Source organism: Paenibacillus sp. MAEPY2 (assembly GCF_000499205.1).
GTDB classification, from domain to species: Bacteria; Bacillota; Bacilli; order Paenibacillales; family Paenibacillaceae; genus Paenibacillus; species Paenibacillus vandeheii.
This window is the reverse complement of sequence record NZ_AWUK01000030.1, coordinates 88,970-102,830: the sequence shown is the minus strand read 5'-3', so window position 1 is coordinate 102,830 and position 13,861 is coordinate 88,970. Positions and strand designations below refer to the sequence as shown.

At 51.5% G+C, this 13,861-nt stretch carries 11 protein-coding genes; 8 read left to right on the top strand and 3 right to left on the bottom strand.

Going from position 1 to position 13,861, the window contains the following annotated elements:
* Window positions 1–236: 236 nt before the first annotated feature.
* From P364_RS0121875 to P364_RS0121855, 5 genes are all read left to right on the top strand, one after another.
* Window positions 237–2,111: a rhamnogalacturonan lyase gene (locus P364_RS0121875; RefSeq protein WP_024632206.1), complete on the top strand. Its 1,875-nt coding sequence runs from the start codon at window positions 237–239 to the stop codon at window positions 2,109–2,111.
* Window positions 2,112–2,593: 482 nt separating this feature from the next.
* Window positions 2,594–3,673 (top strand): sulfate ABC transporter substrate-binding protein, encoded by a 1,080-nt coding sequence (locus P364_RS0121870; protein WP_024632205.1) that lies wholly within the window; start codon window positions 2,594–2,596, stop codon window positions 3,671–3,673.
* An 82-nt stretch (window positions 3,674–3,755) separates the two neighbouring features.
* Window positions 3,756–4,592, top strand: a complete 837-nt coding sequence (cysT, locus tag P364_RS0121865; RefSeq protein WP_024632204.1) for a sulfate ABC transporter permease subunit CysT — start codon at window positions 3,756–3,758, stop codon at window positions 4,590–4,592.
* A gap of 40 nt (window positions 4,593–4,632) precedes the next feature.
* Window positions 4,633–5,508, top strand: coding sequence for a sulfate ABC transporter permease subunit CysW (cysW, locus tag P364_RS0121860; protein WP_024632203.1), 876 nt, complete (start codon window positions 4,633–4,635; stop codon window positions 5,506–5,508).
* A 225-nt stretch (window positions 5,509–5,733) separates the two neighbouring features.
* Entirely contained in the window at window positions 5,734–5,973 is a 240-nt protein-coding gene (locus P364_RS0121855) for a YezD family protein (RefSeq protein ID WP_024632202.1), read from the top strand.
* Between the two features lie 200 nt (window positions 5,974–6,173).
* On the opposite strand, the gene P364_RS0121850 is transcribed toward P364_RS0121855, so the two are convergent.
* Window positions 6,174–7,094 (bottom strand): hypothetical protein, encoded by a 921-nt coding sequence (locus P364_RS0121850; RefSeq protein ID WP_024632201.1) that lies wholly within the window; start codon window positions 7,092–7,094, stop codon window positions 6,174–6,176.
* 218 nt (window positions 7,095–7,312) lie between these two features.
* On the opposite strand from P364_RS0121850, the gene P364_RS0121845 reads away from it, so the two are divergent.
* The 3 genes from P364_RS0121845 to P364_RS0121835 all read left to right on the top strand — a co-directional run bounded on the left by P364_RS0121845 (window position 7,313) and on the right by P364_RS0121835 (window position 10,438).
* On the top strand, window positions 7,313–7,726 hold the full coding sequence (locus P364_RS0121845; RefSeq protein WP_024632200.1) for a GNAT family N-acetyltransferase: 414 nt from the start codon (window positions 7,313–7,315) through the stop codon (window positions 7,724–7,726).
* Between the two features lie 260 nt (window positions 7,727–7,986).
* On the top strand, window positions 7,987–8,619 hold the full coding sequence (locus P364_RS0121840; RefSeq protein WP_024632199.1) for an NAD(P)-dependent oxidoreductase: 633 nt from the start codon (window positions 7,987–7,989) through the stop codon (window positions 8,617–8,619).
* A 139-nt stretch (window positions 8,620–8,758) separates the two neighbouring features.
* Window positions 8,759–10,438, top strand: coding sequence for a bifunctional ADP-dependent NAD(P)H-hydrate dehydratase/NAD(P)H-hydrate epimerase (locus P364_RS0121835; RefSeq protein WP_024632198.1), 1,680 nt, complete (start codon window positions 8,759–8,761; stop codon window positions 10,436–10,438).
* Window positions 10,439–10,940: 502 nt separating this feature from the next.
* Here the strand turns inward: P364_RS0121835 and P364_RS0121830 are convergent.
* A complete protein-coding gene (locus P364_RS0121830; protein ID WP_024632197.1) occupies window positions 10,941–12,593 on the bottom strand; it encodes a methyl-accepting chemotaxis protein in 1,653 nt (550 codons plus the stop codon).
* A gap of 27 nt (window positions 12,594–12,620) precedes the next feature.
* The gene (locus tag P364_RS0121825) at window positions 12,621–13,628 is read right to left on the bottom strand and encodes a BMP family lipoprotein (RefSeq protein WP_024632196.1); all 1,008 of its coding nucleotides are present in this window, start codon (window positions 13,626–13,628) and stop codon (window positions 12,621–12,623) included.
* Between the last annotated feature and the right edge of the window lie 233 nt (window positions 13,629–13,861).

The window sequence follows — 13,861 nt, the reverse complement described above, 5'->3', positions numbered from 1 at the left end:
TTTGATACTTCAGGTTGTTTCTTCAGGTTGAAATTAAGCGTGAGCTAAAGAGGCATTTAAGTCGAAAGAGTTATCTTTCGGCTTTTTTCCTTTTTTTTATACATAAAATTACTAAGTTAGACCTATAGATGGAATTATATGTTTAATTTAAGATAGTTTTATTAAAGCGCTTACATATAAGATGGCGCTACCAAGGGCATCGGGCTTACCAATTCGATTGGGGAGGCAATGGCTTTATGGGAAAACGATCGTTATGGAAGTGCACTTTGCGGACTGCGGGGGTATCCCTGCTGAGTTCTGCGCTGCTGATTACTTCGCTCGGTCTTGGGAACACGTCGGTCACGCATGCTGCAGGTGCGCGTCAGATGGAGTTTCTGGACCGTGGTGTGGTTGCGGTAAAGACAGGCACGGGTGTATTTGTCAGTTGGCGGCTTTTGGGTACGGAAGGGTCGAATGTGTCGTTTAATGTCTATCGGGATGGAACCAAGGTAAACGCATCGCCCATAACGAACAGCACCAACCTCCAGGATGCAAGCGGGACAAGCAGTTCCAAATATACGGTTCGGGCCGTAGTGGGCGGAACGGAACAGACAGCGTCAGCCGCAGCGAGCGTTTGGGGAAATAATTACTTGTCCGTACCTCTCAGTGTGCCGGCAGGCGGTACAACACCTGATGGGGTGGCCTATACGTACAGTGCCAATGATGCGAGTGCAGGGGATCTGGATGGGGACGGGGAGTATGAATTAATCGTGAAATGGGACCCGTCCAACTCCAAGGATAATTCCCAGAGCGGCTACACAGGTGAGGTGTTTATCGATGCCTACAAATTGAACGGAACGCGCCTATGGCGCATTAGTTTGGGCAAAAACATCCGTGCCGGTGCTCATTACACCCAGTTCATGGTGTACGATCTGGACGGTGACGGCAAGGCCGAGGTGGCGATGAAAACAGCTGATGGTTCCAAGGATGGCACCGGAGTAGTCATCGGTGATGCCAGCAAGGATTATCGCAAATCCAGCGGGTATGTTCTGTCAGGACCGGAGTTTCTTACAATCTTCAACGGACAGACCGGCAAAGCACTTTCTACGGTGAACTACGAACCGGCGCGCGGCAATGTGTCCGATTGGGGAGACAACTACGGCAACCGGGTCGATCGATTCCTTGCAGCGATTGCATATTTGGATGGGGAGCGGCCAAGTCTGGTCATGGCACGCGGTTATTACACCCGGACTGTGCTGGTGGCGTACAATTGGAGGGATGGACAACTAACCAAGCAGTGGACGTTTGACTCCAACACGTCGGGTAATTCAGGTTACGCCGGACAGGGCAACCATAATCTGAGTGTGGCGGATGTGGATGGCGATGGCAAAGACGAAATCGTTTACGGAGCGATGGCGGTGGATGATAACGGGAAGGGGCTCTACACGACAGGGCTTCATCATGGGGATGCCATGCATCTAAGCGATCTGGACCCCGACCGTGCGGGTCTCGAAGTATTTCAGGTTCATGAGACACCATCCAATGCAGGCGTGGAATTCCGCGATGCACGTACAGGTCAATTGATCTGGGGCATACCTACAACGAAGGATATTGGACGCGGTATGGCAGCCGATATCGATCCGCGTTATAAGGGTGCAGAAGTTTGGGCAGACGGCGGGTTGTACACAGCCAAAGGACAGAAAATAGGGACGACCCTGCCTTCCTCCACGAATTTTGGAATTTGGTGGGACGGTGATTTGCTTCGCGAGCTGCTGGACAGCAACCGAATTGATAAATGGGATTACGCCAATAGCAAAACGGTGAATCTGTTGACCGCTTCCGGTGTTTCTTCCAATAATGGAACGAAATCCACACCGAATTTGCAGGCCGACCTGTTTGGAGACTGGAGAGAAGAAGTGATATGGCGGACCAATGACAGCTCTGCGCTGCGTATCTACACGACAACAGCCGTTACGGACAAACGCATCTACACCCTGATGCATGATCCGGTATACCGTCTTGGCGTAGCTTGGCAAAATGTAGCCTATAACCAACCGCCACACACTGGCTTTTATTTGGGGGATGGCATGAGTACGCCTCCAGTGCCGAATATTCGGTATGCGGGCAAATAAAGATAGGGAAATGGCATGGTCTCATGCCAAGTCCTAGGATAATTTTACAGCGTAAAAAGCGCGCCGCTGACAAGGGAACAACGGACTTGGGTTCGTTGTTCTTTTTTTTCTGCCATTTACACAGATATTAGGTAGAAAACGGAAAAAAACGTTTGACAGCCATATGCACTGCCCTTATGATACGTATATAACTCACTAAACAGGTAGGAATAATAAAAATGACTTCGCTTGATTTGCGGAAGCAGTCATTTACAGTCACATGAGAGATCGTAACGTGAACAGAATAACGTTCTCACCGTATAGACGGAGGAACACCGTAGCGTATGAATTCTGGATGAAGCATACACGGCCTTTGGGCCGGCATGACTTTATGAGGGAGAAGTGCGCGGGGGTTCCTCCGTTTTCTGTTTTTTTTCGGTGCGTTCCATGCTGTTCAGCCTGTGGAGGTAATCTTGCAGATCCATTCGGGGGGAGTGTTATCTATGAAAAAGAGAATTCATAAGGGTATTCTGGTTGGTCTGGCATTGGTATTAACAGGGGTACTGGCGGCATGCGGATCGGATGGTGGTGGCACGAATGCGGCGGGAACATCTGAGGGAGCGGAAGGCAGCAAAGAAGGAGCAAAAGCGATCGAGCTGCTGAATGTATCCTATGATCCGACACGTGAACTCTACGAGCAATATAACAAGGCGTTTGCGGCGTATTGGCTGAAAGAGAAAGGTCAGGAAGTAACGGTTAAGCAATCTCATGGCGGTTCAGGTAAACAAAGTCGTTCAGTCATTGATGGACTGGATGCAGATGTGGTTACGCTGGCATTGGGTTACGATATCGACGCCATCGAAGATAAAGGTTTGATCAATGCGGGCTGGCAGGATAAATACGAGCATAACAGCTCCCCGTATACATCAACGATTGTGTTTTTGGTACGCAAAGGCAACCCGAAAGGCATCAAGGACTGGGATGATCTCATCAAGGGAGATACGCAGGTCATAACTCCGAATCCTAAAACGTCCGGCGGGGCACGTTGGAACTATCTGGCGGCATGGGGATATGCGCTCAAACATAACAACAATGACGAAGAGAAGGCCAAGGCATTCGTTGCAGAATTGTTTAAACATGCGCCTGTTCTTGACTCTGGAGCGCGTGGAGCAACGACTACGTTTGTAGAGCGCGGTATTGGTGATGTGCTGCTTGCCTGGGAGAACGAGGCTTTCTTATCGGTAAAAGAGCTGGGTCCGGACAAATTTGATATTGTTGTGCCTTCGGTCAGCATTCTGGCTGAACCACCTGTAGCGGTCGTGGATAAAAATGCAGACAAAAAGGGTAGCCGCGAAGTAGCAGACGCCTATCTGAAATATTTGTACAGCGAAGAGGGGCAAACCATTGCTGCCGAGAACTATTACCGTCCAACACTTGACAGCGTGAAGGAAAAGTTCAAGGATCAGTTCCCGCAGCTTGAGCTGTTCACGTTGAGTGATGTATTTGGCACATGGCGGGATACACAGGCCAAGCATTTCAATGACGGCGGTATCTTTGACCAGATTTATGTTCCGGGAAGCTAATGTTATCTATGTCGACGTTGTTGCATGATCATGTAAGCGGCCAACCAGTCCTACCGACTGAAGGCAGAGAGGATGAACGTCCATGAGCAAGGGGATGGTGGCCCGGAGTCGCACACTGCCGGGATTCGGATTGACGATGGGTTACAGTGTGCTTTACCTGAGCCTGGTTGTACTTATTCCACTGGCAGCGCTCTTGTTTAACTCCACGGGATTGACCTGGTCCACATTGATGGAGGTGGCAACGAATCCCCGGGTACTGGCTTCTTTCCAGGTGAGTTTTCTGACTGCTGGTGCAGCGGCCTTGATCGATCTGGTCCTCGGGCTGCTTCTGGCATGGGTACTGGTTCGTTATGAATTTCCAGGGAAGCGGCTGTTTGATGCCGTCATTGATCTGCCTTTTGCCTTGCCGACGGCAGTTGCGGGGGTTGCCTTAACCGCGTTATATGCCGGAAATGGCTGGATTGGGCAGTTCGTGGAGCCTCTGGGTATCAAGCTGGCTTATTCTCAGGCGGGCATTACTCTGGCGCTGATGTTTATCGGGATTCCGTTTGTGGTACGCACGGTGCAGCCGGTTTTGCAGGAGCTGGAGGCTGAGGTGGAGGAAGCTGCGGCCACGCTGGGAGCGGGAAGATGGCGGATATTCCGGAAGATCCTGCTTCCGGACCTAATTCCGCCGCTGCTGACCGGCTTTGCGGTAGCCTTTGCCCGAGGTATTGGCGAGTATGGCTCAGTGGTGTTTATCTCAGGTAATATGCCGATGAAAACGGAGATCGCCCCCCTGCTGATCATGGCGAAGCTGGAGCAGTTCGATTATGCAGGAGCTACGGCGGTAGCCTTGCTGCTCCTATTGGTCTCTTTTGTCCTACTATTGATCATTAATTCACTTCAACGCTGGAGCCGGAAGGCAGGCAGAGCTTAGTAAGCAGTGAGCCAACCTAAACCAAAAGGAGGTACAGAATATGGCGGGTTCCGTTCCATTAACGCCTGCTGCCCGTGTACGAACCCGACCGGGTCCCAACCGTGCAACGACAGAAGCCACATGGGTCAAATGGTTGTTGATCGGCTTGGCAAGTCTGGTGCTGATCTGGCTGCTCATCTTGCCGCTGGTGATCGTGCTGATGGAGGCGTTGAAGCAGGGCTGGGGTGTCTACATCGCCGCGCTAACCGAACCGGATGCCATGTCGGCACTGAAACTTACGCTGCTGGTTGCCGGGATCACCGTGCCGCTTAATACGATATTCGGCGTGGCAGCCGCTTGGGTCATTACCAAGTTCCAATTCAGGGGAAAAGGGCTCATGATCACCCTGATTGATCTTCCTTTTTCGATCTCGCCGGTGGTAGGCGGGTTGATCTTTGTGCTCGTCTTTGGTTCGAATGGATGGTTTGGACCGTGGCTGGCCGAGCATGATATCAAAATTATTTTTGCCCTGCCGGGCATTGTTATCGCAACGTTGTTCATTACGTTTCCATTCGTCGCCAGAGAACTGATTCCACTGATGGAGGATCAGGGCACGAGAGAAGAAGAAGCAGCGGTAACGCTGGGAGCCTCCGGGTGGAGGATCTTCTGGAACGTGACTCTGCCTAACATCAAGTGGGGCCTGCTGTATGGCATCATTCTGTGTAATGCGCGGGCCATGGGTGAATTCGGAGCTGTGTCTGTCGTGTCCGGTCATATTCGCGGGGAGACCAACACGCTTCCGCTGCATGTCGAAATTTTATATAACGAGTATCAATTCTCTGCTTCGTTTGCCGTCGCCTCCTTGCTGCTCATTTTGGCTCTGGCAACGTTGCTGCTCAAGAGCTGGCTGGGTCATAAAACGATTCCCGAAAGGTGACTAACCCTCCGAAATCCATGCCGAACATTTTGGTTTTTAAGAGGGTTCCGAATGAAATTGGATATTGTCTCCGATTCAAGAAAATTCGGATTGACAGCTACTGGAAGCCCTGCTAATGTATAAACCAAGTATATAGGTTGGATAAGAATGAATTATAAATCGAGTTGGATGACAGCACACTTGAGGAATATAGCGGGCAGTAGCCCGAGAAGAGGAGGCGGCTCTATGGCTAAGCCGTTAAAAGTGGATGAGGTATGGATGGATCGAATCGCCGGACAACTGAATGACATGGAGTTTGGCTCGCTGCACATCGTTGTACATGAAGGCCAGATCGTGCAGATGGAGCGGACCGAACGCAAGCGTTTTGAAAATACGCCCTCCAGCAGCGCCTCCAAATCCGGCAGCACTGCACGAAGCAGCTCGCCCCGTTCATTGCGCGGATCGAATACGAGCGCGAAGGGGTAGGCGTCGTCATCCTTCATGTAATTCGGGATTGAATTTGTAATTGTGCACGGACCTTTTATAAAATCGGAAATTGAATTAGGCAAATGCTGAAATAAGTGGAACCCAAAAAAGAGAAGCCGACGATTCTGTGGGCTTCTCTTTTTTGGGCTTTGAATGAACGGAGATTGCTGATACTAGGTCAACCAAATTCAGAGAGAGGTTCACTTTTCGGGAATTGCTCCGGATGTACGTGGTTTATAGAGGTTTAGCTCCATGTCCACATTCTCATTCTCCTGTACTTCTGTACGGCTATTCCATTCCTTATCCGAATCGCTGTGTCCCACGAAGGGGCGATCACTGCGGGAAGGCGTTCCTGTCAGGCTGAAGCCAGAGATGAACAGAATGAGTTGTAATCCCAATGCGTAGGGAGCAGCAGCAAGTCCGATTAGATGAAGGAGGGAGCACAGGGCAATTAGGGTGACTAGGGCTTTGGTTACTGTGCCCGATGAACGCTGTTTTGGGCTGGACCAGAGCAGATAACCATAGAATACCGTGATGATTAAGGAGACGAAGCGTATCCAGGGCAAAGCATTGAACCAGGAGTGCCAGAAAGGATACATCAGACCTTGTTGACGGAATATAAAATCAGCGATCAGGTACACTACAGCAGCCACGGCGGCGGGTTCAGCAGCTGGACGAATGACATTCCAGACCGCTTTTCCCCAATGGTCTGGATGGGTGTACCGATTCAATTCATCCGATAATGCTGCACTCTCTCGTTCCAGAGCCCTGTGCATCAATGCGAGTCGAGCAGGATCAACATCAATGATACAGCTGCGGATTTGATCCTGAAGCTGAGGAGATAGATGGACTGCGGTTCTGCAGGACAGCATGGCGGTTAACAATTCATGATGCTCATGTTCCGTAAGAGCATCATTCCGATGTTCTTTTACAGTGAGTTGTCCCAACAGGGTTGTACTTATGTATAATGTATCTCGTATCGCTTGTATTCGCCTGTCACGACTTCGTCTGACTTCAGTTGCAGACCATATGTATAGTCCAAGCAGCACAGCGATCATTCCGAGTAGTAACGCCCCGAAGCCCGGATATGAGAACAGAGCAGGTATCCAGCGTTGAAGCACAAATAGTTCCTCCTTTGCAAAAACTGTAGTGTAGCATGAAACACGGTTCACTTAAGCTTTCTCTCACTATTACACAGGAATTGCGTGAATTCAAGCAGGAACAGTAGGAATTTACGGTCTTAAGAAGGTCCAAGGTACCTAAGCAAAGAAGATGTAATCACCCATAAAATTTTTATTTTGCAATTAATCACAGGTTTAATAGGAAGGGAGCATGATCCATGGACCCCATCAACATTGAACATACACCGCCCTCAGCAGCCGAGTATCTTGCGCTACGAAAGAGTGCGGGTCTCAGTGCGATGAGCCAGGAGGGCGCCGAAATCGGGCTGCCGAATAGTCTTTTTGCCGTTTGTCTGCGTGAAGAAAATGAAATTGTAGGCATGGGTCGGGTCATCGGAGATGGCGGTTGTTTCTTTCAGGTGGTGGATATCGCCGTGCGTCCGGACCAGCAGGGAAGAGGATATGGCAAATTGATCATGAGCGAGATCATGAATTATTTGCGTGAACATGTGCCTGCTCGTGGATTGGTCAGCCTGCTGGCAGATGTCCCTGCTGACCGTCTGTACGCCCAATTTGGCTTTGCATACACGAGTCCGAAATCGGAAGGCATGTGGTGGAGACAAGGGGAATAGGAGATAAAAAAGGAGTAAGCCGAAAAATTCAAGTGGGATATTATGCAGAAACTCATTTAAATATGAGGTAAATGATTGGCCGCTTAGAGCGGCTTTTTTCGTATGGATGAAGACTAGAAAGGATTTTTTAAGCATTGGTTTACAAGTGAGCACAGACGGTTTAAGATGGCGTGAGCCGTTTAAGGTATATAACAATGGGATTAAGTATTAAAATAACGGTAAGTTGACAAGAGGATATCTACTGAAAAGAGGGATTTAATATGAAAGTTGCCATTTTTGGAGCAACCGGAGTGATTGGAAAGACGATATTGTGGGAATTGATGGACCGAGGACATGAAGTAACGGCGATTGTTCGTGAGCCTTCGAAGGTGGAGATGGAGCATGAGCGTTTACGTGTGGTACAAGGGGATTTGCTTAACCCGGACCAGGTTGCCGATTTTACAGCAGGACAGGAAGCTGTTGTGAGTGCCTATGGACCGAAGTTCGGTGAGGAAGAAGAGATGCTGGAAGTTACACGTTCGCTAATCGAGGGTGTTCGTCGTTCGAAAGCAGGACGGCTGGTTGTGGTTGGCGGAGCGGGAAGCTTGATTACGGATTCTGGAGAAATGCTGATGGACACGCCAGGGTTCCCGGAGGAAGTCAAGCCACTGGCGAAGGCCCATGTAGATGCGTATAACCTGATTGAGGCGTCGGATATTCACTGGACCTACATGAGTCCGGCAGCTACGATCACAACGGGACGACGGACAGGCCTGTTCCGGGTTGGTATGAATCGTGTAATCACAGATGATCTTGGTGAGAGCTCCATTTCGGTTGGCGATTTTGCAGCGGCTTTGGTGGATGAGCTGGATGATCCTCAATTTATTCAATCCCGGTTTACGGTGGGGTACTAAGGGCTGCAGAGTAAAGGACGGGAAAAACAGCTGCGAATATTAGAATGAAGCGAAGCAGCTTGGAAAACGAAAGAGGCATTGCGACATAACCTATTCGAAGATGTAAATTTCCGTGAATTTCACCGGGGAGGGATGAACGTTGTTTATCGTAACCGCTGAACAGATGAGAGCTGTGGATGAGCATACGATTCACAAGCTTGGCATTCCGGCTGCCAGTCTGATGGAGAACGCCGGCAGAGCCATCGCCGAGGAAGTTATCCGGCTGTGCCGGGAAGGCTGGAAAGAGGGCGTTGGCCTCAGTTCGGAGCAGCAGGGCCGCTTGAACGATGGTAACCGGAAGCGGGCGCACACGGGGCCCGGGGATCGGCAAGGTTATGGTGGCGACATCATCGCCGATCCGGCGCTCGTGATGGGGCAACCCGGTGATCAGCAGTGGTACATACTGATCGGCAAGGGTAATAATGGCGGTGACGGGCTGGTTGCGGCGCGCCATTTGGTTGAAGCGGGGCTCGGCGTGACTTTGGTCTACACCGATGCGCCTGATGCGTTGCGGGGCGAAGCTGCAGTGCAGCGGGATGCCGCGGCACAGCTCGGCATCCCTGCCCTTGTCCACGGGCGTGAAGCCGTGGACTTCAGCAGGTGCACAGGCATCGTGGATGCGCTGCTGGGCACCGGCTCGCAGGGGGCGCCGCGCGGAACATACGCGGCGCTGATTGCGGCGGCGAACGATAGCGGCAAGCCGATCGTGTCCGCTGATGTGCCAAGCGGGCTGAATGCCGACACTGGGGAGGTATATGAGCCCTGCATTCAGGCCCGGGTGACTGTATGTCTCGCGCTGCTTAAGCGCGGACTGGTTCAGTACCCGGGCGCGTCTGCCGCAGGGCGCATCGTGGTGCGCTCCATCGGCATTCCTGCGCGGCTTGCGCCGGAGCATGGCCCCTCGGTCCGTCTGCTGACGGATGAGGTGCTGCGTGGTGCGCTGCGCGTGGACACGGGCCGTCTCCGGGCACCGGACGGCCACAAGGGCACTTACGGCCACGTACTGTTGGCCGCAGGCAGTCTGCCCATGAGCGGCGCAGGCCTGCTCTCGGCCAAGGCCGCGCTGCGCGCTGGCTGCGGGCTCGCCACATGGGCGCTGCCCGCGGCACTGCTGCCGCATGTCATCGGCACCGTGCCCGAGCTCATGCTCGCTGCCGCCGCCGATGGCGACAGCGGCGAATGGAACGCGGCTTCCGCCGACGCCGTGCTGCGTCTCGCGGAGAGCCGCGACGTGCTTGCGACCGGCCCGGGCCTCGGCCGCTTCAAGGGCGACACAGACTGGCTGCGCCGTCTGTGGCAACACACGGATCGCCCGCTCGTCATCGACGCGGACGCCCTCAACATGCTTGCAGACGCAGGCCCAACCGGGCCTCGCGACTGGGGCAAACGAAGTGCGGCGACCATCCTGACGCCGCACCCCGGAGAGATGGGCCGACTGCTGGGCATGTCGACCCCCGAAGTGCAGCGTGACCGAATCGGACACGCTGCACGGTACGCCCGCGAGCAGGGCGTGACCCTGGTGCTCAAGGGAGCACGCACGGTCATCGCAACGCCATCCGGCGAGGCGTATATCAACACCACCGGGCACGCCGGCATGGCAACCGGCGGTGCGGGAGACGTATTGACCGGCATCATTGCCGGTCTGCTCGCCCAAGGGCTGAGCGCGGAGCAAGCTGCCGCCTTTGGCGTGTTCCTGCACGGCCAGGCAGCGGAGAGGGCCGCGCTGCTGCGAGGTGATCCGGCATCCCTGCTCGCCGGGGATATCATGGATGCCCTGTAAACCAGGGGCACGCTTGTTGCTGCATTCTGGGTACATTCGTTATTTCATAAGCTAAATTTACGTTGCTTTGGGTTTGTGTGATAGGTGCAGTTAGAGAGTACATGTCCTTCATGTGCTGCATGCCTCTGGACACAACAATGATATAAATGATTCATAACATAAAGGAAGGGATGTCCCATAGTCATTAACATGACGTGGACATCCCTTTTTAGTGTGAATACCGTTTAACGAACCGAGCACCCGCTAAGAGCTGCATTTTCCATTGATCTGCTCTTTAACGAATCACAGCGGCGTTATTTTCGCTGCTCGGCAGGTTCTGGCCCAAGTTTGTATCCGTATAGCGAGAATAGCGTGCCTGGAATTCGTTAAACTGTGCATTCGACTCAAATCCTCCAATTAAGGTGTGGTCGATTCGTTAGAATGGATTAGCGCTTCGACCCGAGAAGGGAAGTCCCTTCCAGCCTTCGGACAGCCGCTTCTTCTCTCTTTTATAACGCCTCCACTACAACCGGAACCGTAATAGCTCCTGATGCATCTCCGCACTGATGTCCCGCAAAGACTTCACCTTGGTGCTTGCTTCATTGAACGAACGCTGCTGCTCAGCCGTTGAAGCGGTAATTTCTTCGCTGCTTGCAGCTGATTGCTCCGTAATGGCGCTGATGTTTTCAATCGCCTGCTGAACCTGTGCGCTAAGTTCACTGGACTGCTTCATGTCTTCCGCAAGCTGGTTAATGCTTGTACTGATCCGCTCCACACTGTCACGGATTCCGGAGAAGGATTCGCCGGTTTTTCCAGTAGCCTTCTCCTGTTCCGCAAAGAGCTGAATGCTCTGCGTCACCGAGCTTTTTACTTTGCTCATAGCCGTTGTAATTTCGCTGACTGCTGCAAAGATATGCTGTACCGATTGCTCCGATTGCTCGGCCAGTTTCTTCACTTCCCCTGCGACGACAGCAAAGCCGCGCCCGGCTTCACCTGCACGTGCCGCTTCGATGGAGGCGTTCAGAGACAGCAGGGTGGTCTGTGTAGCGATGCCCGACACATAGGCAGTCATGGTGGCAATTCGGGAGGCGCTCTCCTCCAGTTCCTGGACCGTCTGCTCTACCTCAGACATGGCAATCCGGTTGACTTCAGCCAGACGAAGCTGTTCCTGTACAGCAATGTGTCCTTCCTTCACGGAACTCAGAACCTCGTTGCCATACATGGCCGATTGTGAAGTCGCCTGAAGATTGCTTTCGAACGTATGCTGCATCTTATCCACGACCATAACCGTGTCACTTAGATCCTCAGCAATTTTCTGACTGCCAATCGACAGTTCTTCGGTCGTTCGGGACACTTGCTGCACTATGGCCTGTACGGTATCATTACCGCGGTCAATGTCCTGTGCCATTCCATCAACACGGTTTCCTGCCTCACCGATGGATTGGATGATACTGCGAATATTACCCGTCATAAGGCGGAAGGAGCGGTTTAAGTCATCCAGCTCATCTTTGCCTCGGGCCTCCGGAAGCTGCTGGGTAAGGTCCCCGTTCGCAATTTGTCCTGCCGCTTCCTTCAAGGTGCGAATGCGTCTTGCCAATTGTCGTGAAGCGTTCATGTTGAACAGCAGGACAGCAATCAGCAGGACGATGGCTCCGACGAGAGCAATTTGCCAGGTTCGCTGGATGTCTTGTTCCAGATCCACCGTATATTGCTCATATCGATCCCGGGTCACCTCATCCAGCATATAGATATCATTTTGTATACCTTTGACCCGTGAGCTGAAACGTTTGGCGTCCGAACTGTTCATGGCTGTGATGGCCTCCGTGGCACCATTGTCCAGAGCCGTCAATTTCGTTTGGATCGATTGGATTAGACGAAGCTGTTCCTCCGTTTCCAGCAAGCCTTCCGTGAGCTCTTTCACCATCGTTTTACCTTCGTCCAGCAATCGGGCTACGTTATCCTGATTACCAGCTGTCATGGAGAACGAATATACATCAAGCGCCTGCTCGGTCTGTATCTGATTTGCGTTCAGCTCAGTAACCTTTAGCATGGCAGGCACCAGGTTTTGGTTTTTGGCATTCATGCTCAATAATTGAATAATGATATAAGCGACCAGCGCGAGGCATAACAGTAACGAAACTATGGCATTCAATATCAGCTTTCCCTGCAATTTCATAAGCGTGCCTCCATTTTAGCAATTGGTTTATTGATCTAGGGTAATCTTGGTTTTGCCGGAAGCAATTTGTGCTTTCAAATCATCAAAAGTTTGCTCTTGTTCCTTCGTAAGGGTGATGTTATGTAGAGCGGTTAGACCTACTCCATTTTCTGCCAGACCGAAGAGCATTTCTTTTTGCGGGAATGAATGCTGGTTCTGAATGAATGTATTGATGGCGTTATGAAGAGAGATATCTACATTTTTGAGCATGGACGTGAGTACGGCTTTTTCTGCTAAAAAAAACTGATCCTGGTCCACGCCAATGGCGTATTTCCCTAATTTTTGAATCTCTGAAAGTGAACCTATGCCCGTAAGTCCGGCAGCGACGTAAATGACATCAACACGCTGTTCCTGAATCATCTGTGCTGCGAGCTGTCCTCCAAGATCAGGATTGCCGAAATCTCCGGCGTACACGACATGGACTGTGGCATTCGGATTAGCAGCCTGGACACCTTGCTCAAAGCCTTGCTGAAAATTGTGGAGTACGGGGATATCCATTCCACCCAAAAAGCCTACATGGTCTTCGGTCGTTGCAAAGCCGGCAATAATGCCCGCAAGATAGCTGCCTTCTTCTGCTTTGAAGGACATGGAGGTCACATTGGGGAGATCCGAATGCCCGTCAATGATGAGGAAATGTTGATCTGGATATTTCTGAGCAACCTTCTCCAGATCGGCTTTTACCGTGTCGCTCAGACCAATGATCAAATCGACTTTATCCTTCGCAAATTGCTCAAAGGCTGCCTCGGATGTCAAATCCTTTCCCGGTTCCTTGTAATCAAAAACAATACTATTCTCGTTTCTGGCCTCTACCAAACCCTCAAATGCTGCATCACTGAAAGAATGATCACCCAGGCCGACATCGGTAAGAACGATGCCGACTTTGGTTCGCTGATCTGCGGGGGAGGCCTTATCGGTTGTCGAACACGCTCCCAGCACCAGGACAACCAGAATCATCATCATGGTGAACCCGAGTTTGTATTTCCACTGTGTTTTCATGTGCTTCATGACCTCTTTTCTATAAGGTGGAGATGATGTATGAGGTGAGTAATTCCCCTATATTTATATCGGACGGGAGCAGAGTCTCCGTAATGGGGAATGATGAAAATTTACGAAAATAAAATGAAAATCCAATGAAATTTCAATGAAAACCATGAATTATACATTGGATTTACATTAGAAGAGGCATGCATTCTCGAAAGAACCTGTGCATCTTGCGGGTCAACGAGAAA

What these genes read in the sequence shown, in the direction of transcription:
- P364_RS0121875 (WP_024632206.1), top strand. Translation starts at nt 237, where the DNA reads ATGGGAAAACGATCGTTATGGAAGTGCACTTTGCGGACTGCGGGGGTA.
- P364_RS0121870 (WP_024632205.1), top strand. Translation starts at nt 2,594, where the DNA reads ATGAAAAAGAGAATTCATAAGGGTATTCTGGTTGGTCTGGCATTGGTA.
- cysT (WP_024632204.1), top strand. Translation starts at nt 3,756, where the DNA reads ATGAGCAAGGGGATGGTGGCCCGGAGTCGCACACTGCCGGGATTCGGA.
- cysW (WP_024632203.1), top strand. Translation starts at nt 4,633, where the DNA reads ATGGCGGGTTCCGTTCCATTAACGCCTGCTGCCCGTGTACGAACCCGA.
- P364_RS0121855 (WP_024632202.1), top strand. Translation starts at nt 5,734, where the DNA reads ATGGCTAAGCCGTTAAAAGTGGATGAGGTATGGATGGATCGAATCGCC.
- P364_RS0121845 (WP_024632200.1), top strand. Translation starts at nt 7,313, where the DNA reads ATGGACCCCATCAACATTGAACATACACCGCCCTCAGCAGCCGAGTAT.
- P364_RS0121840 (WP_024632199.1), top strand. Translation starts at nt 7,987, where the DNA reads ATGAAAGTTGCCATTTTTGGAGCAACCGGAGTGATTGGAAAGACGATA.
- P364_RS0121830 (WP_024632197.1), bottom strand. Translation starts at nt 12,593, where the DNA reads ATGAAATTGCAGGGAAAGCTGATATTGAATGCCATAGTTTCGTTACTG.
- P364_RS0121825 (WP_024632196.1), bottom strand. Translation starts at nt 13,628, where the DNA reads ATGAAAACACAGTGGAAATACAAACTCGGGTTCACCATGATGATGATT.